Raw genomic sequence first — 24,120 nt, forward strand, 5'->3', positions numbered from 1 at the left:
GCAACGATGAGCCGGTTCGTCGCATACGCCGCTCTCTGTCGGGCAGTCCTGCTCGGCCGGCTCGTCGTGACCATCGCCGCGGTCGGAGTGGGACTGCGGCTGGTGGACGACGCCTGGGCGGCGGTCCAGACGCTCGGGCTGATCGCCGTCACCACGGCGGTGCAGGTCAGCGTGCTGAGCAGGTGGCCGACGGCGATCCGGTGGCGGATGAGCTTCCTCGCGTTGGACGCCGCCCTGATGATCACCGTGCTGGTGGTCAGCGGCGGCGGGCTCGGGTTCTTCTGCTACGCCGCGGGCCACGCCGCACTCACCGGCGCACTGCTGGGTGCACACGGGCTGCCGCTCTGGACCGTCAACGCGGTCCTCGGCTTCGCCGTCGCGACCCAACTGCTGCGGGCCGACGGCGGCGTGGCCGGCACCTCGGTCGCCGCGCCGTTCATGCTCGCCTTCCCGATGATCAACATCGTCTGCGGGTTCGGGGCGGCGGTGGCCACCGCCGCCCTCGCCCGCTACATCGAGGCGACGGTGACGACGGTGACCGCCGCCCAACGGTCCGCCGCCGCCTCGGAACGGGCCCGGCTCGCCCGGGAACTGCACGACTCGGTGGCCAAGACGCTGCGCGGCGTCTCCTTCGCCGCGGTGGCGCTTCCCGGTCTGCTCCGTCGGCAACCGGATCTCGCCGAGCAACTCGCCGGCACCGTCTCCGAAGGCGCCGACGCGGCCGTGCGGGAGGCCCGTGACCTGCTCGCCGGCCTGCGCCGCGACCTGCCGGACCGGCCCTTCCCGGATAACGTGAGGAGCATCTGCGCGGAGTGGTCGACGCGCAGCGACGTCCCGGTCCAGGTGATCGCGCACGCGGTCGAACCTCCCGTGGCGGCCCGCTACGAACTCGCCCAGATCCTCAGCGAGGCGTTGCAGAACGTGACCCGGCACGCAGAGGCGACGCTGGTCCAGGTAGTACTCCACCGCTCGGAGGCACATGTGGAACTCACCATCACCGACGACGGCAGGGGTTTCCCGATGCCCGGGGATCTGACCGCCCTCTCCGGCGCGGGCAGCTTCGGCATCGTCGGCATGGCCGAGCGCGCCCACGCCGTCGGCGGCACCCTGCGGGTCGAGTCCCGCGTCGGGCTGGGCACCCGGGTGGTGGCACGGGTTCCGCTGTCCGACCCGGTGCCCGAGTCCGGCCGTACCCGCCAGGTGGCCTCCCGATGATCGACGTACTGATCGTCGACGACAACCCGATCGTCCGGACCGCCATCCGCGGCTACCTCGCCAGCGCCGAGGACGTCCGGGTGGTCGGTGAGGCCCCGGACGGGCGGACCGCGGTGACCGTGGCGACCCGCCTGCGGCCGACGGTGACCCTGCTCGACCACCGCATGCCGATCGCCGACGGGCTGAGCGTGGTGCACCAGCTCGCCGAGCAGACGTCGGTGCTGGTGTTGACGAGCGACTCCGACGACGAGCTGATCGCCGGGATGCTGCGCGGCGGCGCCAGCGGTTACCTCGTGCACGGCGAGTTCGACCCGGCGGAGCTGCTGCGCGCCGTGCACGCGGTGGCCGCCGGTCAGGGCTGGCTCTCCCCCCGGGGCGCCTCGGTGACCATCGCGGTGCTGCGTGAACAGGCCAACCGGGAGCGCGACACGGTGGGCCGGGCCGAGCAGATCCGCCGGATGCGGCAGGAGTTCGGCCTGACCCGGCGGGAACAGGAGGTGGTCGAACTGCTCTGCGCCGGACACTCGAACGCGGCGATCGCCCGACGCCTGCTGCTCACCGAGAAGACCGTGAAGAACCACCTGAACCACATCTTCGCCAAGCTGCGCGTGACCAACCGTACGGAGGCGGTGGTGCGCTGGTCGGGTCCGGACGGTACGCCGAATCTGTGACGGACTGAACGCGGCGCGCCCCGGCGCCGTTGTGTGGGCGGTGGTGACGTCGCACCGCCCGACACCGACGGGAGCGGGGATCGGATGGCAGCCGTATCAGCCCAGGCGCGACTTCGGCGTGATGGCTAGTCGGCAGGTACGCGCGGCCGGTCGGACCGCGCCGACGATCAGGGTGTTGGTCGCGCATCCGCACCCGGGCGAGCGGTCGGTGATCCGCACCGTGCTCGACACCGGGGAACGGATCCGGGTGGTCGCCCTCACCGGCGACGCCGGTGAGGCGGTGGCACTCGCCGACCGGATGCGGCCCACCGTGACCCTGCTCGACGATCGGATAACCGCCCCCGAGGGCACCGACCTGGTGCGGGCCCTGGCCCGGCGGTCGCCGGTGATCGCGTTGACCGCCGCCACCGAGCACCGCACGATCAGCACGATGCTCCGCGCGCCGTTCAAGGGCTGCCTGGTGTACGGGCACCACGAGCCGGCCGACCTGCTCGGTGCCGTCCGGGCCGTCGCGGCCGGGCTGGGCTGGCTGTCACCGGTGGCGGTGGCGGCGGTCGCCTGGGCGCTTCGCGAGTCGGCCCGACCGCAGCCGTAGTACGGCACCCGCCCCGGACCCGGCGTCACGCTCCCGGTCCGGGCGGTCTCCCCCGCTATCCGGTCGCGCTGACCCGGATCGACCAGCGCGTCGGCACCGCGTCACCCAGCAGCACCGGCACCGGACCGCCGCAGACGCTCAACTGCCGGGCCACCTGGACGGCCCGCCGGTCCAGCCCGGCGGCGAGCACGATGCCCGAGGTCTGCGGTAGCCGGGGGTCGAAGACGTCCGCGACGCGGTGGCACCCGGCCGGCAGACCGTCGTCGTCGAGATCGCCCACCACGGTGACCCGACCACCGGCGTCGACGACCTGTCGGACCAGACGCCACGCGTACCACCGCTGCTGCGGCGGCGGCCCGCCGACGGTCAACGCGTCCGGGCAGCGGGCCAGGTCGACCTGGAGGCAGCGGCCGGACGCGCCGCCGAGCAGGAGCGGAAGGGCCGCCGAGGTGAACCCCCGAGTCCCGGCACACCAGGTGTGCGGTGGGCCGGGCCGATCGGTGCGGGCACCGTCGAGCGACACCGTGACGGTCCGGCCGTCGAGCCGGACCTCGGCGGTCAGGGCGTACGGGTCGACCAGGGCCGTCCGACCCGGCGCGGTCCGCTCGACGGGCGGCCGACCGGCCGGGCGGAGACGCGTGCCCGACCTCGGCGCGGCGGCGGGGCCCGGCGGGCGGGACAGGACGGCGGTGCGGGTCGGCGGCAGCACGGTGTGCAGTGGCGAGAAGCGGTCGGCCAGCGTCGGCAGGGCAGCGGTCGGCGTCGGCAGGGCGACCGACGGGAACGGTCCGACCGGCACCGACACATCGGGGTCGGGTACGGGGTCGGGAGCGGCGGGCGGGCGGGGAGGACCGCGCAGCACCGCCACCGCGAGGGCGAACAGGATGACCGCGCCGAACACTCCGGCGGCCTGGGTGAGCGGCGCACCCGGTGGGAACGGCGTCGTCGCGGCAGCCTGGGCCGGACCGGCCGGCAGGAGCACGGTCAGCACGAACGTGCCGAGACCCGAGACGGCGACCCGCCGCAGTCGTCGCACCCCTGGTTCCCCTCCGGCCGAGCCGTCCCGACCGGCAGCGGTTGCCGGTCGGCCGTGGCGCGGGGACGGGGACCCCGACCCGCCCCGTCGCACGGTGCCCAGAGCCTCCCAGCCGGATCGGGACATCGGTAGTCCCCGATCACCTCGGCGGCACCGCCCCGACCCGGGCCGCCGCCCGCCCTCCGGACGGGGTCGTCCCCGGCGTCCCCGTCGGAGGACGCCACGCCGCCCCCGTTCCGGTCCGAGGCGTCCCGGATGCCACCGACGGGGAGGTCCACCGGGTGCCGCGCCGTCGGGAGCCCGGCGACCGGTCGGGGCCGGTCAGTCGGTGGGGGCGGGCGGTGCGGTCGCCGTCCGGCGACGGGTGACGGCCCAGACGGCCTCCATCAGCAGGCCCGCGCCGACGGCGACGGCGGCCCCGGTCAACGGCGCGGCGGCACCGACCAGCCGGAGCTGGAAGAACTCCTGGAGGGCCGGCACCACCAGCACCGTCGTGAACGCCAGGCCCATGCCCAGCACCAGCAGGACCCGCCACCAGGTGTACGGGCGGGCGATGATGGACAACGCCCACAGCGCCACCACGAACAGCGTCAACGTGGCGACCGAGGTCTCCGCGGCGAGGTCCCCGCCGTAGTGCGCGCGGGCGTACGCGTACGCGCATATGGTGGCGGCGGCGGCGAGGACACCGCCCGGGACCGCGAAGCGCAGCACCCGGCTGACGAAGTCGGGCCGGGCGCGTTCCACGTTCGGCGCCAGTGCCAGCACGAACGCCGGGATGCCGATGGTGAGCGACCCGATCAGGGTCAGGTGCCGGGGCAGGAACGGGTACGGCACGGAGGCCAGCACCACGATGATGGCGAGCAGCACCGAGTAGACCGTCTTGGTCAGGAAGAGGTTGGCGACCCGCTCGATGTTGCCGATCACCCGTCGGCCCTCGGCGACCACCGAGGGCAGTGCGGAGAAGTTGTTGTCGAGCAGCACGATCTGGGAGACGCCCCGGGCCGCCGCGCTGCCGGAGCCCATCGAGATGCCGATGTCGGCGTCCTTGAGGGCGAGGACGTCGTTGACGCCGTCACCGGTCATGGCCACCGTGTGCCCCCGGGACTGGAGGGCACCCACCATGGCCCGCTTCTGCTGCGGACCGACCCGGCCGAAGACCGAGTGGGTCTCCACGGTGCTCGCCAGCACCGTCGGGTCGCTGGAGAGGGTCCGCGCGTCCACCGGCTCGGCGGCTCCGGGCACGTCCACGCTGCGGGCCACCGCGCCGACCGAGACCGCGTTGTCACCGGAGATCACCTTCGCGGCGACGCCCTGGTCGGCGAAGTACCGCAGGGTCTCCGGCGCCTCCGGACGGACCCGCTGACGGAGCACGACGAGCGCGATCGGCACGGTGGCCTGCGGCACCGCCGCCGGGTCCGCGAGCGCCTCGGTGAGCGGGCGGGAGTATGCGGCGAGCAGCAGCACCCGCAGACCCTGCCGACCGAAGGTGTCCGCCTCGGTCAACGCCGGATGCTCGGTGAGCAGCATCTCCGGCGCGCCGAGCAGCCAGGTGCCGGTGCGACCGGACGGCTCGACGAGCGTCGCGCCGCTCCACTTGCGGGCCGAGGAGAACGGTGCGGTGTCGCGTACGCGCCAGCCCGTCGGGGCGGGACACCGCGCGACGATCGCGTGCATGCTGGCGTTGGGCCGTTCGTCGCCGAGGCCGAGCGCGCCGAGCACCGCCTCCACCGGTACGTCGGACGTCAGCGGCCGGATCTCCGCCACGTCCATCGTCGCCTCGGTGAGCGTGCCGGTCTTGTCCAGGCACACCACGTCGACCCGGGCCAGTCCCTCGATCGCCGGCAGCTCCTGCACCAGGCACTGCCGTTTGCCGAGCCGGATCACGCCGACGGCGAAGGCGACCGAGGTGAGCAGCACCAGGCCCTCGGGGACCATCGGCACCAGCCCGGCCACCATCCGGCGTACCGCCTCGGGCAGGTCGTCCCGGTTGACCAGCAACTGGCTGATGATCAGCGCGATGCCGGCGGGGACGATCGCCCAGGTGACGAAGCGCAGGATCCGGTCGATGCCGCTGCGCAGCTCGGAGTCGACGAGCGTGAAGCGCCTGGCCTCCTCGGCGATCTGCGCCGCGTACGCGTCGCGCCCGACCCGGGTGGCGGTGAAGACGCCGGTGCCGGCCACCACGAAGCTGCCGGAGAGCACGTTGTCGCCGGGCGCCTTGACCACCGGGTCGGCCTCGCCGGTGAGCAGCGACTCGTCGATCTCCAGGCCGTCCACGACGGCCAGCCGCCCGTCCACCACGATCTTGTCGCCGGGACCCAGCTCGATCACGTCGTCGAGGACCAGCTCGGCGGCGGTCAGGTCGACGGTCCGGCCACCACGGCGTACCCGGGGGCGGGCCTCGCCGACGATCGCCAGCCGGTCCAGCGTGCGCTTGGCGCGGACCTCCTGGATGATGCCGATCAGGGTGTTCGCGATGATCACGCCGCCGAAGAGGGCGTCCTGGATCGGGCCGACCACCACGATGATGGCGAACAGCACGCCGATGATGGCGTTGATCCTGGTGAACAGGTTGGCCCGGACGATCTGCCAAAGGCTGCGGCTGGTGCTCGACGGCAGGTCGTTGACGCCTCCGGCGGCGACCCGCTCGGCCACCTCGGCGACCGACAGTCCGCGCCGGACCCGCTCCGCGGTGACCGGGTCGGGACCCTGCGTGACGACCGGATCCATCTCGTCCGTGGCCTGCCCTCGACCGGCGGCACCGACGGATTCCACGTGGTTGCTCCCCCCGGATGACGCGCGTGCACGTGCTCGTGGCGAGCACCCCGCTGACGCTACCCGGCGGTGGTGAGCAGCCACCACGCATCCGCGACCACCGGCGACCCTGAGTTTTCCCGGGGTCGCCGGTGGTGAGAGCGCGGTGACCGCCGGTCTCCCGGCGCGCAGGCGGACACCCCGCGTCGGGAGACCGGTGCGGTCAGCGGACGGTCACGTCCTGGACCTCGCCGATCAGCTCCTCGACGATGTCCTCCAGGAAGATGACCCCGGTGGAGCCGCCGTCGGAGTCGAGGACCCGGGCCACGTGCGCCCCGGTGCGGCGGATCGCGGCCAGGGCGTCCTCCAACTCGCTGTCGCGCCGCACCGACGCGAGCCGGCGGACCCGCTTGGCCGGGACCGGGCTGGTCCAGGCGTCGCCGGTCAGGTCCATGACGTCCTTGATGTGCAGGTACCCGCTGGGCTCCCCGTCGCTGGTCAACAGGTAGCGGGAGTAGCCGTGCGCGGCCACCGCCTGCTGGATCTCGGCGGGCGTCACCGTCGACGACAGCACCACCAGGTCCGCCAACGGCACCTCCACGTCTCCGACGGTCTTGCCGGTGAACTCGACGGCCGCGGTGAGGGCGCCGTTGCCGTCGACGAGCACCCCCTCACGGGTCGACTGCGCCACGATGGTGGCCACCTCGTCGAGCGTGTACGTGCTGTTGGCCTCGTCCTTCGGCGTGACCCGGAACAGTCGCAGGACACCGTTGGCGATCCCGTTCAGGGTCCAGATGATCGGGTTGAAGACCCGGGCGACCAGCACCAGCGGCGGGGCCAGGATCAGCGCGGCCCGGGTCGGCACCGAGAACGAGATGTTCTTCGGCACCATCTCGCCGAACACCACGTGCAGGAAGGTGACCAGCACCAGCGCCACGACGAACGCGAGCACCGAGACCATGCCGGGCGACAACGGGGTGTTCGCCAGCGGGATCTCCAGCAGGTGGTGGATCGCCGGCTCGGAGACGTTCAGGATGAGCAGCGAACACACGGTGATACCGAGCTGACTGGTGGCCAGCATCAGGGTGGCGTGCTCCATGGCCCAGAGCGTGGTCTGCGCCGCCCGACTGCCGGCCTGTGCCTTCGGCTCGATCTGGGACCGGCGGGCGGAGATCACCGCGAACTCGGCGCCGACGAAGAACGCGTTGACCACCAGCAGGACGAACAACCAGATGATGCCGGGCAGGTACGCGCTCATCGGATCGCCCCTTCCCGGCGGTCCGCGCCGGAGCCGCCGGTGGTCTCGGTGGGTACGAAGCGCAGCCGGTCGGCCTGCACACCGTTGAGGTGTTCGACCCGGAGCACACCGCCCTCGATGGCGACCTCGTCACCGACCTTGGGGAACCGGCCGAGGTGGGCGGTGACGAACCCGGCGACGGTGTCGTACTCCTCGTCCTCCGGGACCACGATGCGGGCCCGCTCGAAGATCTCGTCCGGCCGCAGCGAGGCGTCGAAGTAGACCGACCGGCCCCGGCGCCGCATGACGACGCGGGCGCGGTCGTGCTCGTCCTCCAGGTCTCCGATGATCTCCTCGACCAGGTCCTCCAGGGTGACGATCCCGGCGGTGCCGCCGTGCTCGTCGTAGACGACCGCGAACTGCAGGCCGCCGCCGCGCAGGGTCGGCAGCAACACGTCGAGGTGCATGGTCTCGGGTATACGCGCGGGCTCGACCACGAGGTCCTGCGCCCGCACCCCGGCACGCTCGGCCGGTGGGATCGCGAAGGCGTGCTTGACGTGCAGCACCCCGACGATGTCGTCGACGTCGCGGCCGATCACCGGGAACCGGGACAACCCGGTGGCGGTGGCCCGCTCGATGATCTCGTCGGCGGTGGCGGCGGCGCCGACCGCCGTCATGCGGACCCGCGGGGTCATCACGTCGGACGCGTCGTGTCCGGAGAAGCGCAGCGTACGGTCCAGCAGTGTGGCGTGGTCCGGGTCGAGCACGCCGGCCCGGGCCGAGTGACGCAGCAGCGAGCTGAGTTCCTCGGCGCTGCGGGCACCGGACAGTTCCTCCTTCGGCTCGATGCCGAAGGCCCGGATCACCGCGTTGGCGGTGTTGTTGAACAGCAGGATCACCGGCTTGAGCACGGTGGTGAACAGCGCCTGGAACGGCACCACGAGCTTCGCCGTCTGCAACGGCACGGCCAGCGCGAAGTTCTTCGGCACCAGCTCACCGATGACCATCGAGAAGAGCGTCGCCAGCAGGATGCCGACGAGTGCGCCGACGGCGGTCACCGCCCCGTCCGGTACGCCGACCGCGCCGAGCGGTTCGGCCAGCAGCGAGCTGACGGCGGGCTCGAAGGTGTAACCGGTGAGCAGGGTGGTCAGCGAGATGCCGAGTTGCGCGCTGGACAGGTGCGTCGAGGTGATCTTGAGGGCGGCGATCGTCGGACCGAGCCGCTTCTCACCCCGGGACTGACGCGCCTCGAGCTCACCCCGGTCCAGATTGACCAGGGCGAATTCGGACGCCACGAACATGCCGGTGCCCACGGTGAGCAACAGGCCTATTCCGAGCAGGATCCATTCAGACACGAGTCAGCCCCTGTCGCGGGTCGACGGCCGTACGGGCGACCGGCACGACGAGGGGCCTCGGACTATGATGCGGAAGATCATCCATGAGCAGCAGAGAGTAGTCGGTCGCGCTGAGAGCATGCTGAAAAGGGCCACCTGCACGACGCGGGACCGACCCGCCGCGCTCGCCCCGCATCCGCCGCCCACGTGGGCGACCGCCAAAAGGTTTTGTGGGGTTCCCACAACTCGGGTCGCCCAGGGTTCGGCGGTTACGACATGGCGCTGGCTGCCCGAAGGAAGAAGGGTGATCTGTGCGGGGGCCACCGTGCCCTGACGCGTGTCGCCGTAGGTCTACCGGAGGGGTCCGTCGGGTGTTCAGCCGTATCGCCATCGTCAACCGTGGTGAGGCCGCCATGCGGCTCATCCACGCGGTCCGGGAGCTGGCGGCGGAGACCGGCGCCCGCATCGAGACCGTGGCCCTGTTCACCGACGTCGACCGCACCGCCACGTTCGTCCGCGAGGCGGACGTCGCCTACGACCTCGGGCCCGCCGCCGCGCGTCCGTACCTGAACCTGGCGACGCTGGAACGCGCGCTGGTGGAGACCGGCGCGGACGCCGCGTGGGTCGGTTGGGGCTTCGTCGCCGAGGACCCGGCCTTCGCGGAGCTGTGCGAGAAGATCGGCGTCACCTTCGTCGGCCCCAGCCCGGACGCGATGCGTCAGCTCGGCGACAAGATCGGCGCGAAGCTGATCGCCGAGCAGGTCGGTGTGCCGGTCGCGCCGTGGAGCCGGGGGGCGGTCGAGACGCTGGACGCCGCCCGCGCGGCGGCCACCGAGATCGGCTACCCGCTGATGCTCAAGGCGACCGCGGGCGGCGGCGGGCGCGGCATCCGCGTGATCACCGACGAGGCGGAGCTGGCCGACGCGTACGAGCGCACCAGCCAGGAGGCCGCGCGGGCCTTCGGTAGCGGCGTGGTGTTCCTGGAGCGCCTGGTCACCGGCGCTCGGCACGTCGAGGTCCAGGTGATCGCCGACGGTCAGGGCACCGCCTGGGCGCTCGGCGTCCGGGACTGCTCGGTGCAGCGCCGCAACCAGAAGGTCATCGAGGAGTCGGCGTCGCCGGTGCTCGGCCCCGAGCAGACCGCCGAGCTGAAGACGTCGGCGGAGCGGCTGGCCGTGGCGGTCGGCTACCGGGGCGCGGCCACCGTCGAGTTCCTCTATCACCCGGGCGAGGAGATGTTCGCCTTCCTGGAGGTCAACACCCGGCTCCAGGTGGAGCACCCGATCACCGAGGCGACCACCGGATTCGACCTGGTGAAGGCCCAGCTTCACGTGGCCTCGGGCGGGCGGCTCACCGGTCGGCCGCCGGTCGAGCGCGGACACGCCATCGAGGCCCGGCTCAACGCCGAGGACCCGGACCGCGACTTCGCGCCCTCCCCCGGCCGGATCGCCCGGCTGGACCTGCCGGCCGGCCCGGGCATCCGGGTGGACACCGGCGTCAGCGAGGGCGACACCATCCCCGCCGACTTCGACTCGATGATCGCGAAGATCATCGCCTACGGCCGGGACCGGGACGAGGCCCTGGGCCGGCTGCGCCGCGCGATGGCGGACACCACGGTGATCATCGAGGGCGGCGCGACGAACAAGAGTTTCGTGCTCGACCTGCTCGACCAGCCCGAGGTCATCGACGCCAGCGCGGACACCGGCTGGATCGACCGGGTCCGGGGCTCCGGGCGGCTGGTCGCGCACCGGCACTCCGGCATCGCGCTGGCCGCCGCCGCCATCGAGGCGTACGAGGAGGAGGAGCGCGTCGAGCAGCAGCGGCTGCTGGCCACCGCCTCCGGTGGGCGTCCCCAGGTGCGGCACACCGGCGGCACGCCGTTGGACCTCAAACTGCGGGGCGTGGCGTACCGGATGCGGGTGGCGCGCACCGGCGCGCACCGGTTCCGGGTCGGCATCGAGGCGGGCGGCACGGTGCACACCGCCGACGTCGAGCTGGACCGCTTCGACCGGCACACCGGGCAGATCGTCGTCAACGGTGCCCGGCACCGTCTGCTCACCGGCACCCACGGCCCGGTGCACCTGGTCGAGGTCGACGGGGTGGCGCACCGGGTCAGCCGGGACGAGGGCGGTGTGCTGCGCTCGCCGATGCCGGCGCTCGTCGTCGCCACGCCGCTGACGGTCGGCACCGAGGTCGAGGCGGGCGCGCCGGTGCTGGTGCTGGAGGCGATGAAGATGGAGACGGTGCTGCGGGCGCCGTTCCGGGCCCGACTGAAGGAGTGCGCCGTCTCGGTCGGCAGCCAGGTGGAGGCCGGTGCGGCCCTGCTGCGGCTGGAGCCGCTGACCGACGGGGCCGCCGAGACGGTGCAGGTCCCGGTGGCCGCCGTCGAGTTGGACCTGCCCACCCGGCCCGCCGAGCTCCCGGCCCGTCGGCGCGTCCGGCGTGGCCACGAGGACCTGCGCGGCCTGCTGCTCGGCTTCGACGTCGACCCGCACGACGGCGGGCGGGTGCTCGACGAGTACCTGGCCGCGCGGCAGACCGCCGTCGAGGAGGGGTACCGGCCGCTGGCCGAGGAACTCGACCTCGTCGACGTCTTCGCCGACCTGGCCGAGCTGAGCCGCAACCGGCCCACCGGCGAGGACGGCGAGGCCGCCCACGTGCACAGCGCCCGGGAGTACTTCCACACCTACCTGCAGAGCCTCGACGTCGAGCGGGCCGGGGTGCCGGACGCCTTCCAGGCCAAGCTGGCCCGGGCGCTCGGGCACTACGGCGTCGCCGAACTGGACCGCGCTCCCGCCCTGGAGGGCGCCGTCTTCCGCATCTTCCTGGCCCAGCAGCGGGCCGCCGCCGACGCCACGGTCATCGCGACGCTGCTGCGTACCTGGCTGCGGGAACCGCCACCGGACGAGGCGCTGCGCGAACCGACCGGCCTCGCGCTGGAGCGGCTGCTGGCCGCGACGCAGGTCCGTTACCCGGTGATCGCCGACCTCGCCCGTGGGGTGGCCTTCGCCTGGTTCGCCCAGCCGCTGCTGCGGCGCAACCGGGCCCGGGTCTACGCCGAGGTCCGCCGCCACCTGCGGCACCTGGACACGCAGCCGGACGCGCCGGACCGCGCCGAGCGCGTCGCCGCGATGGTCCGCAGCACCGAGCCGCTGGTCCGCCTGCTCGGCCAGCGGTTGCAGCGCGGACGCCTGGACAACACCGTGATGCTCGAGGTGCTGACCCGGCGCTACTACGGCAACAAGGGTCTGACCGGGGTGACCGGGCGCGAGGCGGCCGGCTGCCGCTTCGTGGTGGCCGGGCGCGCGGACTCCCAACTGGTGTCGGCGGCCGTCGGCTTCGACGCGTTGGGTGACGCGCTGCGCGGGCTCGCCGAGTTGGCCGCCGACGGCTCCGCCGTCGACGCCGACATCTATCTGGCCTGGGAGAACCAGCCGGAGAGCTTCGACGAGATGGCGGCGGCGCTGCTGGCGGTCGTCACCGCGCACCCGTTGCCGCCGCAGGTCCGCCGGTTGACCGCCACGGTCGCCGGCAGCGACGGCGCGGTGATGCACCACCACTTCACGTTCCGGCCGTCCAGCGCCGGGATGGCCGAGGAGCGGCTGATCCGCGGTCTGCACCCGCACATCGCGCAGCGGATGCAGTTGGAGCGGCTGCACAAGTTCGACCTGACCCGGCTGCCGTCGGCGGACGAGGAGGTCTACCTCTTCCAGTGCGTGGCCCGGGAGAACCCGTCCGACGAGCGGCTGGTGGCGTTCGCGCAGATCCGCGACCTGACCGAGCTGCGGGAGCACGACGGTCGGCTGGTCGCGCTGCCCACCACCGAGGACACCGTGGCCGCCTGCCTCGACTCGATCCGCCGGGCGCAGTCCCGCCGGTCGTCGAAGAAGCGCTTCCACACCAACCGGATCGTCATCTACGTCTGGCCGCCGAGCAGCCTGACGCTGGAGGAGATGGAGAACCTCGCCGCCCGGATCCGCCCGACCACGGCCGGCGCGGGTCTGGAGGAGATCCTGTTCATCGGTCGGCAGCGCAACCGCCGTACCGGCGAGCTGACCAAGATCGCGGTGCGGATCTCCTTTGACGCGACCGGTGGTGCCGAGCTGACCGTGGGCGAGCCACCGGTCGAGCCGGTCGAGCCGCTCGACGACTACCGGCTCAAGGTGCTGGGGGCGAGCAGCCGCAACACGGTCTACCCGTACGAGCTGACCCGCCTGCTCGGTGACTTCGTCGAGTACGACCTGGACGACGCGCACGTGCTGGTGCCGGTGGACCGGCCGAAGGGCCGCAACCGCGCGGCGATCGTGGCCGGAGTGGTCACCACCCCGACCTCCCGCCACCCGCAGGGCGTGACCCGGGTGGTGCTGCTCGGCGACCCGACCAAGTCACTGGGCGCGCTCTCCGAGCCGGAGTGCCGCCGGGTGATCGCCGCCCTGGACCTGGCCGAGCGGATGCGGGTCCCGTTGGAGTGGTACGCGCTCTCCGCCGGTGCCCGGATCTCGATGACCTCCGGCACCGAGAACATGGACTGGGTGGCCGCCGCGCTCAAGCGGATCGTCGAGTTCACCCAGGACGGCGGCGAGATCAACATCGTGGTCGCGGGCATCAACGTGGGCGCGCAGCCGTACTGGAACGCCGAGGCGACGATGCTCATGCACACCAAGGGTGTGCTGGTGATGACGCCGGACTCGGCGATGGTGCTGACCGGCAAGCAGTCGCTGGACTTCTCCGGCGGGGTGTCCGCCGAGGACAACTTCGGCATCGGCGGCTACGACCGGGTGATGGGCCCGAACGGGCAGGCGCAGTACTGGGCGCCGGACCTGCCCGCCGCGCGGGACGTGCTGATGTCGCACTACGAGCACACGTACGTCGCGCCGGGCGAGCAGGGGCCGCGACCGGGCACCACCACCGACCCGGTGGACCGGGACATCTCCGACTTCCCGCACGTGGTGGCCGGTAGCGACTTCACCACCGTCGGCGAGATCTTCTCCCCGGTGGCGAACCCGGACCGCAAGAAGCCCTTCGACATCCGTACGGTGATGCGGGCGCTGTCCGACCAGGACCACCCGGTGCTGGAGCGGTGGGCCGGGATGGCCGACGCGGAGACCGCGGTGGTGCAGGACGTCCACCTCGGCGGCGTACCGGTCTGCCTGCTCGGCATCGAGTCGCGTGCCGTGCCGCGCCGGGGCTTCCCGCCCACCGACGGCCCGGACACCTACACCGCCGGCACGCTGTTCCCCCGCTCCTCGAAGAAGGCCGCGCGGGCGATCAACGCGGCCAGCGGCAACCGTCCGCTGGTGGTGCTGGCCAACCTGTCGGGCTTCGACGGGTCGCCCGAGTCGATGCGCAAGCTGCAACTGGAGTACGGCGCCGAGATCGGCCGGGCCATCGTGAACTTCCGCGGCCCGATCGTGTTCTGCGTCATCTCGCGGTACCACGGTGGCGCGTTCGTGGTGTTCTCCAAGGCGCTGAACCCCCGCATGACGGTGCTGGCGCTGGAGGGCTCGTACGCCTCGGTGCTCGGTGGTGCCCCGGCCGCCGCCGTGGTGTTCTCCCGCGACGTGGACGCCCGCACCGCGGCCGACCCCCGGGTACGGGACCTGGAGGCCCGCGTGGCGTCCGCGTCCGGTGCCGACCGGGCCACGCTCACCGCCGAACTCGACGAACTCCGCTCATCGGTGCGGGCGGAGAAGCTCGGCGAGGTGGCCACGGAGTTCGACCGGGTGCACAACATCGCCCGGGCGGTCGAGGTGGGCTCGGTCGACGCGGTGATCCGCGCCGCCGAACTGCGCCCGCGCGTCATCGCGGCGATCGGCGCGGCGGCGACCGAGTAGGTCCGATCGTGGCGCGGACGCCGGTGGCCGGGTTCGGCCGTCGGCGTCCGCCCGTTCGTGGCGCCACCCGTAGGATCCGGCGGTGACCTCCGTACGCGACCGACTCTCCCGCACCCAACGGGACCTGCTGGACCGGTGGCTCCCCGACGCGACGGTGATCCGGGACCTGGGCTGGGACCTGCTGCCGACCACCGTGCTGGAGGTCGTCCACGACGGGGCACGGTACGTGGTCAAGGCCGGTGGCCCCGAGGACCAGCACATCGCCCGTGAGCTGCGCGCCCACCACCACTGGCTGACCCCGTGGACCAGCCGGGACCGCGCGCCGGTGCTGATGCACGGCGACGAGTCGGCCAAGCTGCTCGTCACCCGCCACCTCCCCGGTGAGCTGGTGCTCGACACCGCGCACGTCGACGATCCGGACGCCTACCGGCAGGCGGGCGAACTGCTGGCCCTGCTGCACGCACAGACCACGGTCACCGACGACGACTACGAGGCTCGCGAGAACGCCCGGACGGCGGCCTGGCTCGCCGGTCCGCACCGGATCGCACCGGCCACGGTGGAGCGGTTGCGCGCCGAGATCGCCACCTGGCCGACGCCACCGGCCACGCTGGTGCCCACGCACGGTGACTGGCAGCCCCGCAACTGGCTGGTCCACCAGGGACGGGTCAGCATCATCGACTTCGGTCGGGCCGCGTTGCGACCGGCGTACACCGATCTCGGGCGGCTGGCCGTGCAGGACTTCCGCCGCGACCCGACGCTGGAGCGGGCGTTCCTCGACGGGTACGGCACCGATCCGCGCGAGCCGGGAAGCTGGCGTCGGACCCGGGTCCGCGACGCGATCGCCACGGCGGGGTGGGCGTACCGGGTGGGCGACGAACGCTTCGAGGAGCAGGGACACCGGATGATCCGGGACGTGCTCGCGGCGACCGGGTGACCCTCGGCATGCCGCGTGAACCCCGGCCGGGCCGCCACCGCCTCTGGTACGCGCGTCCCGCCACCGACTGGCAGTCCCAGGCGTTGCCGATCGGCAACGGTCGGCTCGGCGCGATGCTGTTCGGCGGGCCGGAGCGGGAACGGATCCAGTTCAACGAGCAGAGCCTGTGGGGTGGGGCGAACGACTACGACAACGCCCTCGCCGGTCGGCCCGACGACGTCTTCGACCTGAGCGACACCGGCTTCGGCTGTTACCGGCCCTTCGGTGACCTGCTGCTCACCTTCGCCCTCCCGAGCGGCCCGGTCGCCGCCGACGTGGCGGGCCGGGGCGGTGACCGGGTCACCGACTACCACCGGAGCCTCGACCTGGAGACCGCGATCCACACCACCGGTTTCGTCGTCGCCGGGCGGCGGGTCCGGCGGGAGGCGTTCGCCAGCCGCGCCGCCGACGTGCTGGTGCTGCGTTACCAGGCCACACACGCCGGACCGCTGGACTGCGACATCGCCCTGACCAGTGCGCAGGACGCGCCGGTGACGGTCGACGCCGGCACGCGTACCGCCGTCTTCCGGGGCCGGTTGGGCAACGGCCTACGGTACGCGGCCGGGTTGCGGCTGGCCGACACCGACGGCGTGGTCAGCGCCGTGGGCGCGCGGCTGCGGGTACGGGCGGCGACCCGGATGACGCTGCTGCTGGACGCCCGCACCGACTACCGGATGGACGCCTGCGCCGGGTGGCGCGGCGGCGCGCCGGAACCGGTCGTCGAGGCCGCGCTCGACGCGGCGACGGCCCGGCCCTACCCGGCGTTGCGCGAGACGCACCGGGCCGACAGCACCGCCGTGGCGCGACGCATCTCGGTGGCCTGGGGACACCCCGACGAGGACCTCCTCGCGCTGCCGACGGACGTCCGGTTGGCCCGCTACCGCGCGGGCGGCGTGGACACCGCGCTCGAACAGACCATGTTCGTCCTCGGCCGCTACCTGCTGTACAGCTCCTCCCGGCCGGACGGGCTGCCCGCCAACCTCCAGGGCCTCTGGAACGACAGCGACCGGCCGCCGTGGGCCTGCGACTACCACACGAACATCAACGTGCAGATGAACTACTGGGCGGCCGAGACGACCGACCTCGGCGACAGCCATCGTGCGCTGGTCGAGTTCGTCCGCCAGGTGGCGGTGCCGAGCCGGGTCGCGACCCGGCACGCCTTCGGTGCCGACACCCGGGGCTGGACGGCCCGGACCAGCCAGAGCATCTTCGGCGGCAACGCCTGGGAATGGAACACGGTCGCCAGCGCCTGGTACGCGCAGCACCTCTACGAGCACTGGGCCTTCGCCCCGGATCACGGCTTCCTGCGGGACACCGCGTACCCGATGATCAGGGAGATCTGCGAGTTCTGGCAGGACCGGCTGATCGAGCGGGACGGCCGGCTCGTCGCGCCGGACGGCTGGTCACCGGAGCACGGCCCACGCGAGCACGGCGTGACGTACGACCAGCAGATCGTCGCCGACCTCTTCGGCAACTACCTGGACTGTGCCGAGGCACTCGACGTCGACGCCGAGTACCGGACCGTCGTCGCCGACCTGCGGGCCCGGCTCGCGCCGCACCGGATCGGACGGTGGGGCCAACTCCAGGAGTGGCTGACCGACCGGGACGACCCGGACGACGTGCACCGGCACACCTCGCACCTGTTCGCGGTCTTCCCCGGTCGCCAGATCACTCCCACGGCGACACCGGACCTCGCGGCGGCGGCCCTGGTCTCGCTCACCGCCCGCTGCGGCGAGCGCGACGGCGTACCGTTCGACGAGTCCACCGTGCGGGGCGACAGCCGCCGCTCGTGGACGTGGCCGTGGCGGGCCGCCGTCTTCGCCCGGCTCGGCGAGGCGCAGCGGGCCCACCACATGATCCGTGGCCTGCTGCGCCACAACACGCTGGACAACCTGCTCTGCGACCACCCACCGATGCAGCTCGACGGCAACTTCGGCGTCACCGCCGCCGTCGTGGAGATGCTCCTGCAGAGCCACCAGGGCGTCGTCCACCTGCTGCCGGCACTGCCCCGGGAGTGGGCCGACGGGGCGTTCCGGGGCCTGCGCGCCCGGGGCGGCTACCGGGTCGACTGCTCCTGGCGGGACGCTCGGGTGGTCGACTTCACGATCGTGGCCGACCGGGCACCGCACCGCGACCCGGTCCGGGTCCGGGTCGACGGCGCGGACGTGTGGGTCACGCCGACGGCTCCCGGGGCCGGTCCTCCGCCGGGATCAGCCCCTCGCTGACCAGCTCGGTCCAGAGCGCGTCGGGCACCGGTGCGGCGAACCGGGCGGCGTTGTCGGCGACCTGCGTGGCGGTGTGCATCCCGACGACCACCGATGCGACGGCCGGGTGGCGGGCCACGAAGGCCATCGCCACCTGCGGCAGGGTCGTGCCGTGGCGTCGGCACACCCGGGCGATGCGGACGGCCCGGTCGCGCAGCGGCGGCGGTACCGGGCCGTAGTCGTAGCTGTCGCCCGGCTCGGCGGTGGCCAGCACGCCGCTGTTGAAGACGGCGGCGGCCAGCACGGACACGCCGCGTTCCCGGCACCGGGGCAGCAGCCGCTCGGCCGCCGTCTGGTCCAGCAGCGTGTAGCGACCGGCGAGCATGACGGTGTCCACGTCGGTCTCGGCGACGAACCGCTCCAGCATCCGGGTCTGGTTCATGCCGACCCCGATCGCGCCCACCACCCCCTGGTCACGCAGCTCGTGCAGCGCCGGGTACGCCTCTGCGACGGCCTGCCGCCAGTGCGCGTCGGGGTCGTGCAGCAGCACCACGTCGACCCGGTCCAGACCGAGCCGGTCCAGACTGGCCGCCAGCGACCGGAGCACTCCGTCGGCGCTGAAGTCCCAGCGTCGGGTGTGGTGCGCGGGCACGTCGAATCCAGCGTCGTCGCGCAGGTGCGTGGTGGTGGGCGAGGGCACCAGCAGCCGACCGACCTTGGTGGAGACGGTGAACTGGTCGCGGGGACGCCCGGCCAGCGCGGCGCCCAGCCGACGCTCGGACAGTCCGAGACCGTAGTGCGGCGCGGTGTCGTAGTACCGGACACCCAGCTCCCAGGCGGTGTCCACCGCGCGTCGTGCCGTCTCGTCGTCCACCGCGCGGTAGAGGTTGCCGATCCCGGCCGCACCGAATCCGAGGGCGCTCACCGGGACCGCCGTACGTCCCAGTCGGGTGTGTCGCATCGCCGCCTCCTCACGAGGGCGTCGCCGTCGGCGACAGGTGGTCAGTTCTCGACGGCGGCGCGCAGCCGTAGGGATTGCGTCCCACCGTCCACGGCGAGCACGGTCCCGGTGGTCGCACCGGCCGACGGACCGGCCAGGTACGCGACGGCGGCGGCGACCTCGTCGGCGGTGACCAGCCGTCCGCTGGGCTGCCGGGCGCGCAGGGCGACCAGTTCGGCGGCCGGGTCGTCGGCGGCGTCGACCAGTCGGCGTACCCACGGGGTGTCGACGGTCCCGGGGTTCACGCAGTTGACCCGGATGTTCTCGCCGACGTGGTCGGCCGCCATGGCGAGGGTCAGCGCCTGGACGGCACCCTTCGTCGCGCCGTAGAGGGCCCGGTCGGGCAGGCCGGTGCTCGCCGCGATCGAGCCGATGTTGACGATCGCGGCGTGGGCGGAGTACCGCAGGTGGGGCAGGGCCGCCCGGGTGACCCGGACGATCCCGACCACGTTGACGTCGTACACCCGGTGCCACTGGTCGTCCGGATTGGCCTCGACGGTGCCCCGTGCGCCGATCCCGGCGTTGTTGACCAGCACGTCGATCCCGCCGAGCCGACTCGCGGCCTCGGTCACCGCCTCGGTCACCGAGGCAGCGTCGGTGACGTCGCAGCGAATCCCGAGCAGCGGCGCCGGTACGCCGGAGGGGTCCAGGTCGAGGCAGGCCACCGACGCACCCCGCTGCGCCAGCAGCCGGGCCGTGGCCAGGCCGATGCCCGAGCCGCCGCCGGTGACCACCCCGGCCAGCCCGGCGAACTCGCCGGTCACGACGCCTGCCCGACCGTCTGGCGCTGGGTGCCGAGACCGTCGACCTCGACCTCGATCACGTCGCCGGGACGCAGGTACGGCTTCGGCTCGGGCATTCCGAGCGCCACCCCGGCCGGGGTGCCGGTGTTGATCACGTCGCCCGGTTCGAGCACCATGAACTGGCTGACGTACCGGACCACCTCGGCGACCCCGAAGACCATGTTCTTGGTGCTGCCGTCCTGGCGGCGTATCCCGTTGACGCTCAACCGCAGGCCGAGTTGCTGCGGGTCGGGCACCTCGTCGGCGGTGACCAGCCACGGCCCGAGCGGGTTGAACGTCTCGCAGGACTTGCCCTTGTCCCACTGGCCACCGCGTTCGAGCTGGAACTCCCGCTCGGAGACGTCGTTGGAGACGGTGTACCCGGCGACACAGGCCATCGCCTCGTCGTCGCTGTCCAGATATCGCGCGGTGCGGCCGATGACGACAGCGAGTTCGACCTCCCAGTCGGTCTTGACGCTGCCGCGTGGGATCAGCACCTCGTCGTCCGGGCCGATGACGGTGTTGGGCGCCTTCATGAACAGGATCGGCTCGGTCGGCAGTCGCGCGCCGGTCTCGGCCGCGTGGTCGGAGTAGTTCAGCCCGACACACACGATCTTGCCGGGGCGGGCGATCGGCGCTCCGATCCGTGGCGCGGGGTCCGCGAGCGCCGGAAGCCGTCCCTCGGCGAGCGCGGCGCGGACCCGGGCCGGGCCGTCACCGGCGAGGAAGGCTCCGTCGATCTCGGTCACCAGGCCGGAGAGGTCCCGCAACCGGCCGTTCCTTTCACGGACTGCGGGACGTTCCTGACCGACCGCGCCCACCCGTAGTAGCTTCACGCCGCACCCTTCGGACAGAGATCGACCTAGACGCATCGTTATAGAGGAGTCACGACGGTGTCGGCAAGGGGTCGCCGGCCCCGGCGACGCGGGTCAGCCGGTGAAGCGCCGCGCCAGCAGCGCGGCCATCGCCGGATCCGGCTCGACACAGGTCAGCGGTACGCCGAGTCGACGCAGCAACGCACTGCCCTTGCCGGTGCCCGCGCCCGCCTCCACCACGTCGGTCGGTGTGCGGGTGGCGTACCCGGTGATCAGGTCCAGCAGCGCGGCCGGATAGTCCGCCCGGCTCCGCTCGTACGCCTCGGCGACCTCACCGAAAACGGTCCGCTGTTCCCGTGACGTCGTCATGACGCCACCCTAGGGAAGAAGTCCGGCGGCCGTGGGGACCCGATGGGGCGTCGGAGCGGGCTGTCCCAAGGTGCCGTGCAGGCGGGCGGCGTCTTGGCGGGGCGGCAGGCCGAACTGGCGGCGGTACTCGCGGCTGAACTGGGACGGGCTGTCGTAGCCGACCTGGCGGCCGACGCCGGTGACGTCGTCGGGGCGGGTGGCGAGCAGCAGCCGGGCCTCCTGCAACCGGATCTGCTTCTGGAACTGGATCGGACTCATCGCGGTGACCGCCTGGAAGTTGCGGTAGAAGGCGGAGACGCTCATGCCGGAGAGCCGGGCGAGATCCTCGACCCGGAACGCTCGGGCGTAGTGCTCCCGGATCCACCGGACCGCGCGGGCGACGTGACTGAGGCTGCTGTCGGCGAGACCGAGCTGCCGCACGGTGGCCCCGTGCGCGCCGGTCACCAGTCGCCAGAGGATCTCCTGTTTGACCAGTGGCGCCAGCACCGTCGCGTCGCGTGGCCGGTCGAGCAGGCGGACCAGTCGGAGCACCGCGTCGAGCAGCTCCGGCGGCGCGTCGCTGACGGCCAGGCCGGACGGCGTACCGGCACCGACCGGCGGCAGGTCGCCGGTCGCTGCCCGCAACAGCACCTCGGCGACGGCCGCCGGACGCAGGACCAGGCCGACGCCGAGCGCCGGATGGTCGGCGTCGACCCCGAGGAACTGTCCGGTGACCGGCAGGTCCACCGAGGCGACGAGGTACTGCCCGGCGCGGTACTCGTACACCCGGTCGCCGGTCGCGAGTCGTTTCGCGCCCTGGGCGATGAGCGCCAGCACCGTGCCGGACATCGACGGCGACGGCGGTGCCGACCGGTCGACCCGCGAGATCAACAGGTCGTCGATGGCGGTGTGCTGGTCCGGGCGGGCGTGACGGTCGAGCAGGTCACGTAACTCATCGAGGCTCACCCGACCATTGGAACAGAAGGCCGATCCTCGCCACAACAAGAGGATCAGGCAATAGCACGGGAGCATCGTTCTATCATCCCCGCTGTTCACGATGCTTATATGGGTGAGTCGATATCTCATCGACATCAGCTCACCGGGAGGAATCACCGATATGACCATCGACCACGGCTTCCACGCCACCATGACCGCGCACCCCGGCAAGGGCGACGAGGTGGTGGCGCTCCTGCTCGACGCCCCCGCGCTGACGCACCCGGACTGCGTCGTCTTCCTGGTCGGGCGCTCGGCCGGCGACCCCGACGTCGTCCACCTCACCGAGGGCTGGACCAGCCGGGCGGCGCACGCCGAGTTCTTCACCACCGCCCCGGCGCGCGACCTCGTCACGCGACTCGAACCACTGCTCGCCGCCGAGGCGACCTACACCGACGAGGTGCCGGTCGGCGGTCGCGCCGCCCTCTGAACCGACACCCACCCCGCCGACCCGAGGACCCGCCATGACCCTGCCCCGCCCCGCCCTCGACCCCGAACTGCGGGCCCTGCTCGCCGACCTGCCACTGGTGGCCCGACTCGACCACGACGTGCTCGCACAGATCCGGCCCTACGCCACCACCCCCGTGGAAACCCTGCTCGACGGCGGGTCCGTGGACCGGCAGGAGATCACCGTCCCGGCCGCCGACGGCACCCCGATCCCGCTGTGCGTGCTGCGTCCCGCCGGAAGCACCGGCGGCGCACCGGCACCGTGCGTCTACTGGATCCACGGCGGCGGGATGGTCATGGGCGACCGCTACGCCCAACTCGACATCCCGCTCGAATGGCTGGACCGCTTCGGTGCCGTGGTCGTCTCGGTGGACTACCGGTTGGCGCCCGAGGTGACCGGCACGACCCTGGTCGAGGACTGCTACCAGGGTCTGCTCTGGACCGCCGCGCACGCCGCCGACCTGCACGTCGACCCGGCCCGCCTGGTCGTCGCCGGAGCCAGCGCCGGTGGTGGCCTGGCCGCCGGGGTGACCCTGATGGCCCGTGACCTCGGCACCCCGCCGATCGCCGCCCAGGTGCTCATCGGACCGATGCTGGACCACCGCAACGACACCGTCTCCAGTCGGCAGTACACCGGTGGGCCCGACGTCTGGACCGGTGAGTCGAACGATTTCTGCTGGCGTTGCGTCCTGGGCGAGGACGGCGACCGGCCGGTGTCCGCGTACGTGTCCCCGGCGCTCGCCGACGACCTGTCCGGACTGCCCACCACCTACGTCGACGCCGGCTCGGCGGAGGTCTTCCGGGACGAGAGCGTCGACTACGCCAGCCGGATCTGGGCCGCCGGTGGGCAGGCCGAACTGCACGTCTGGGCGGGCGGCTGCCACGGCTTCGACGCGCTCGCGCCGCAGGCCGCCGTCTCCACCACCGCCCGGCGTGCCCGCACCGACTGGCTCGCCCGGGTGCTGACCTCCGACCACGGCACCAACGAAGGGACCCACTGACCATGCGTATCGCCATCGTCACCGGCGGCAGTTCCGGCATCGGCCAGAGCGCCGCGCTCCAGATCGCCCGACGCGGCACCGGCGTCATCCTGACGTACCAGCACAACCCGACCGGGGCGCACGACACGGTGGCGCGCATCGAACGCGACGGTGGCCGCGCGGTAGCGCTGCCACTCGACCTCGGCGACTCGACGCGCTTCCCGGCCTTCCACGACGCGGTGCTCGCCGCACTGCGTGACACCTGGCAGCGGGATACCTTCGACTACCTGGTCAACAACGCGGGGGCGAGCCGGACGGCGCCGTTCGAGGAGACCACCGAGGAGTTGTTCGACGACCTCATGCGGGTGCTGCTGCGCGGGCCGTACTTCCTCACCCGGACGCTGCTGCCCCGGCTGGCCGACGGCGGCGCGATCGTCAACGTCGCCAGCAACGCCGTCGGCTCCGGCCTGGAACCCGGCTACTCCGCGTACGGCACGATGAAGGGCGGCCTGGTGGTGCTGACCCGCTATCTGGCCAAGGAGTTGAGCGGGCGCGGCGTACGGGTCAACTCGGTCTCCCCCGGCTCCACCCGGACCCGCATCGCCGACGACGCCTTCGCCCGGCACCCGGAGGTGATCCCGCACCTGGCGGCCCGGACCGCACTCGGCCGGGTCGGCGAACCGGACGACATCGGGGCGACCATCGCCGCGCTGCTGGACGACGCGGGTCGGTGGATCACGGCCCAGGACATCGAGGTGTCCGGCGGTTATCGGCTCTGACGCGGGCGGCGGGGCGGACGGCTCGACCGTCCGCCCCGCATCATGGTGGCCGGGACGCGGGTTGGCGACGACGCGGCGTAACGGGCATGATCGTGTTTCGCTGCGAGGAACCGTCCGGGTCGC

General features: G+C 72.8%; 18 protein-coding genes. 9 read left to right on the top strand and 9 right to left on the bottom strand.

The window, feature by feature from the left end:
• The first annotated feature begins 6 nt into the window (after positions 1 to 6).
• The 3 genes from ACIBMZ_RS14705 to ACIBMZ_RS14715 all read left to right on the top strand — a co-directional run bounded on the left by ACIBMZ_RS14705 (position 7) and on the right by ACIBMZ_RS14715 (position 2,481).
• Entirely contained in the window at positions 7 to 1,215 is a 1,209-nt protein-coding gene (locus tag ACIBMZ_RS14705) for a sensor histidine kinase (RefSeq protein WP_396693814.1), read from the top strand.
• Positions 1,212 to 1,886 (top strand): LuxR C-terminal-related transcriptional regulator, encoded by a 675-nt coding sequence (locus ACIBMZ_RS14710; RefSeq protein WP_396693816.1) that lies wholly within the window; start codon positions 1,212 to 1,214, stop codon positions 1,884 to 1,886. The genes ACIBMZ_RS14705 and ACIBMZ_RS14710 overlap by 4 nt, the downstream gene beginning before the upstream one ends.
• A 121-nt stretch (positions 1,887 to 2,007) precedes the next feature.
• Positions 2,008 to 2,481, top strand: a complete 474-nt coding sequence (locus ACIBMZ_RS14715) for a response regulator (protein WP_396693818.1) — start codon at positions 2,008 to 2,010, stop codon at positions 2,479 to 2,481.
• A gap of 55 nt (positions 2,482 to 2,536) precedes the next feature.
• On the opposite strand, the gene ACIBMZ_RS14720 is transcribed toward ACIBMZ_RS14715, so the two are convergent.
• The 4 genes from ACIBMZ_RS14720 to ACIBMZ_RS14735 form a co-directional block, all read right to left on the bottom strand.
• Entirely contained in the window at positions 2,537 to 3,517 is a 981-nt protein-coding gene (locus tag ACIBMZ_RS14720) for a hypothetical protein (protein ID WP_396693820.1), read from the bottom strand.
• A gap of 321 nt (positions 3,518 to 3,838) precedes the next feature.
• Positions 3,839 to 6,292, bottom strand: a complete 2,454-nt coding sequence (locus ACIBMZ_RS14725; protein WP_396693822.1) for an HAD-IC family P-type ATPase — start codon at positions 6,290 to 6,292, stop codon at positions 3,839 to 3,841.
• Positions 6,293 to 6,494: 202 nt separating this feature from the next.
• A complete protein-coding gene (locus ACIBMZ_RS14730; RefSeq protein ID WP_396693824.1) occupies positions 6,495 to 7,529 on the bottom strand; it encodes a hemolysin family protein in 1,035 nt (344 codons plus the stop codon).
• Positions 7,526 to 8,863: a hemolysin family protein gene (locus tag ACIBMZ_RS14735; protein WP_396693826.1), complete on the bottom strand. Its 1,338-nt coding sequence runs from the start codon at positions 8,861 to 8,863 to the stop codon at positions 7,526 to 7,528. The genes ACIBMZ_RS14730 and ACIBMZ_RS14735 overlap by 4 nt, the downstream gene beginning before the upstream one ends.
• A gap of 350 nt (positions 8,864 to 9,213) precedes the next feature.
• Here ACIBMZ_RS14735 and ACIBMZ_RS14740 point away from each other — a divergent pair, with 350 nt between their 5' ends.
• From ACIBMZ_RS14740 to ACIBMZ_RS14750, 3 genes are all read left to right on the top strand, one after another.
• Entirely contained in the window at positions 9,214 to 14,676 is a 5,463-nt protein-coding gene (locus tag ACIBMZ_RS14740) for a carboxyl transferase domain-containing protein (protein WP_396693828.1), read from the top strand.
• An 82-nt stretch (positions 14,677 to 14,758) separates the two neighbouring features.
• Positions 14,759 to 15,610: a phosphotransferase family protein gene (locus ACIBMZ_RS14745; RefSeq protein ID WP_396693830.1), complete on the top strand. Its 852-nt coding sequence runs from the start codon at positions 14,759 to 14,761 to the stop codon at positions 15,608 to 15,610.
• 8 nt (positions 15,611 to 15,618) lie between these two features.
• Positions 15,619 to 17,874: a glycosyl hydrolase family 95 catalytic domain-containing protein gene (locus ACIBMZ_RS14750; protein ID WP_396693832.1), complete on the top strand. Its 2,256-nt coding sequence runs from the start codon at positions 15,619 to 15,621 to the stop codon at positions 17,872 to 17,874.
• On the opposite strand, the gene ACIBMZ_RS14755 is transcribed toward ACIBMZ_RS14750, so the two are convergent.
• The 5 genes from ACIBMZ_RS14755 to ACIBMZ_RS14775 form a co-directional block, all read right to left on the bottom strand.
• Complete coding sequence (locus tag ACIBMZ_RS14755) at positions 17,822 to 18,814, bottom strand: aldo/keto reductase (RefSeq protein WP_396693834.1); 993 nt, start codon at positions 18,812 to 18,814, stop codon at positions 17,822 to 17,824. The genes ACIBMZ_RS14750 and ACIBMZ_RS14755 overlap by 53 nt on opposite strands.
• Before the next feature lie 41 nt (positions 18,815 to 18,855).
• Complete coding sequence (locus ACIBMZ_RS14760) at positions 18,856 to 19,617, bottom strand: SDR family NAD(P)-dependent oxidoreductase (RefSeq protein WP_396693836.1); 762 nt, start codon at positions 19,615 to 19,617, stop codon at positions 18,856 to 18,858.
• Positions 19,614 to 20,471: a fumarylacetoacetate hydrolase family protein gene (locus tag ACIBMZ_RS14765; protein ID WP_396693838.1), complete on the bottom strand. Its 858-nt coding sequence runs from the start codon at positions 20,469 to 20,471 to the stop codon at positions 19,614 to 19,616. Before ACIBMZ_RS14765 ends, ACIBMZ_RS14760 begins: the two co-directional genes overlap by 4 nt.
• A gap of 93 nt (positions 20,472 to 20,564) precedes the next feature.
• The gene (locus ACIBMZ_RS14770; protein WP_396693839.1) at positions 20,565 to 20,819 is read right to left on the bottom strand and encodes a hypothetical protein; all 255 of its coding nucleotides are present in this window, start codon (positions 20,817 to 20,819) and stop codon (positions 20,565 to 20,567) included.
• Between the two features lie 9 nt (positions 20,820 to 20,828).
• Positions 20,829 to 21,764: an AraC family transcriptional regulator N-terminal domain-containing protein gene (locus tag ACIBMZ_RS14775; protein WP_396693841.1), complete on the bottom strand. Its 936-nt coding sequence runs from the start codon at positions 21,762 to 21,764 to the stop codon at positions 20,829 to 20,831.
• Between the two features lie 151 nt (positions 21,765 to 21,915).
• On the opposite strand from ACIBMZ_RS14775, the gene ACIBMZ_RS14780 reads away from it, so the two are divergent.
• From ACIBMZ_RS14780 to ACIBMZ_RS14790, 3 genes are read left to right on the top strand one after another with little or no spacing between them, the layout of a single operon-like run.
• A complete protein-coding gene (locus ACIBMZ_RS14780; RefSeq protein ID WP_396693843.1) occupies positions 21,916 to 22,221 on the top strand; it encodes a putative quinol monooxygenase in 306 nt (101 codons plus the stop codon).
• A gap of 34 nt (positions 22,222 to 22,255) precedes the next feature.
• Positions 22,256 to 23,239: an alpha/beta hydrolase gene (locus tag ACIBMZ_RS14785; protein WP_396693845.1), complete on the top strand. Its 984-nt coding sequence runs from the start codon at positions 22,256 to 22,258 to the stop codon at positions 23,237 to 23,239.
• 2 nt (positions 23,240 to 23,241) lie between these two features.
• The gene (locus tag ACIBMZ_RS14790; protein ID WP_396693847.1) at positions 23,242 to 23,997 is read left to right on the top strand and encodes an SDR family NAD(P)-dependent oxidoreductase; all 756 of its coding nucleotides are present in this window, start codon (positions 23,242 to 23,244) and stop codon (positions 23,995 to 23,997) included.
• Positions 23,998 to 24,120: the final 123 nt, after the last annotated feature.

The organism is Micromonospora sp. NPDC049900, assembly GCF_044461025.1.
Classification (GTDB): Bacteria; Actinomycetota; Actinomycetes; order Mycobacteriales; family Micromonosporaceae; genus Micromonospora.

Excerpts from the sequence above, each read along its gene's own strand:
- ACIBMZ_RS14705 (WP_396693814.1), top strand. The coding sequence starts at position 7 with ATGAGCCGGTTCGTCGCATACGCCGCTCTCTGTCGGGCAGTCCTGCTC.
- ACIBMZ_RS14710 (WP_396693816.1), top strand. The coding sequence starts at position 1,212 with ATGATCGACGTACTGATCGTCGACGACAACCCGATCGTCCGGACCGCC.
- ACIBMZ_RS14715 (WP_396693818.1), top strand. The coding sequence starts at position 2,008 with ATGGCTAGTCGGCAGGTACGCGCGGCCGGTCGGACCGCGCCGACGATC.
- ACIBMZ_RS14730 (WP_396693824.1), bottom strand. The coding sequence starts at position 7,529 with ATGAGCGCGTACCTGCCCGGCATCATCTGGTTGTTCGTCCTGCTGGTG.
- ACIBMZ_RS14750 (WP_396693832.1), top strand. The coding sequence starts at position 15,619 with ATGCCGCGTGAACCCCGGCCGGGCCGCCACCGCCTCTGGTACGCGCGT.
- ACIBMZ_RS14755 (WP_396693834.1), bottom strand. The coding sequence starts at position 18,814 with ATGCGACACACCCGACTGGGACGTACGGCGGTCCCGGTGAGCGCCCTC.
- ACIBMZ_RS14770 (WP_396693839.1), bottom strand. The coding sequence starts at position 20,819 with ATGACGACGTCACGGGAACAGCGGACCGTTTTCGGTGAGGTCGCCGAG.
- ACIBMZ_RS14780 (WP_396693843.1), top strand. The coding sequence starts at position 21,916 with ATGACCATCGACCACGGCTTCCACGCCACCATGACCGCGCACCCCGGC.
- ACIBMZ_RS14785 (WP_396693845.1), top strand. The coding sequence starts at position 22,256 with ATGACCCTGCCCCGCCCCGCCCTCGACCCCGAACTGCGGGCCCTGCTC.
- ACIBMZ_RS14790 (WP_396693847.1), top strand. The coding sequence starts at position 23,242 with ATGCGTATCGCCATCGTCACCGGCGGCAGTTCCGGCATCGGCCAGAGC.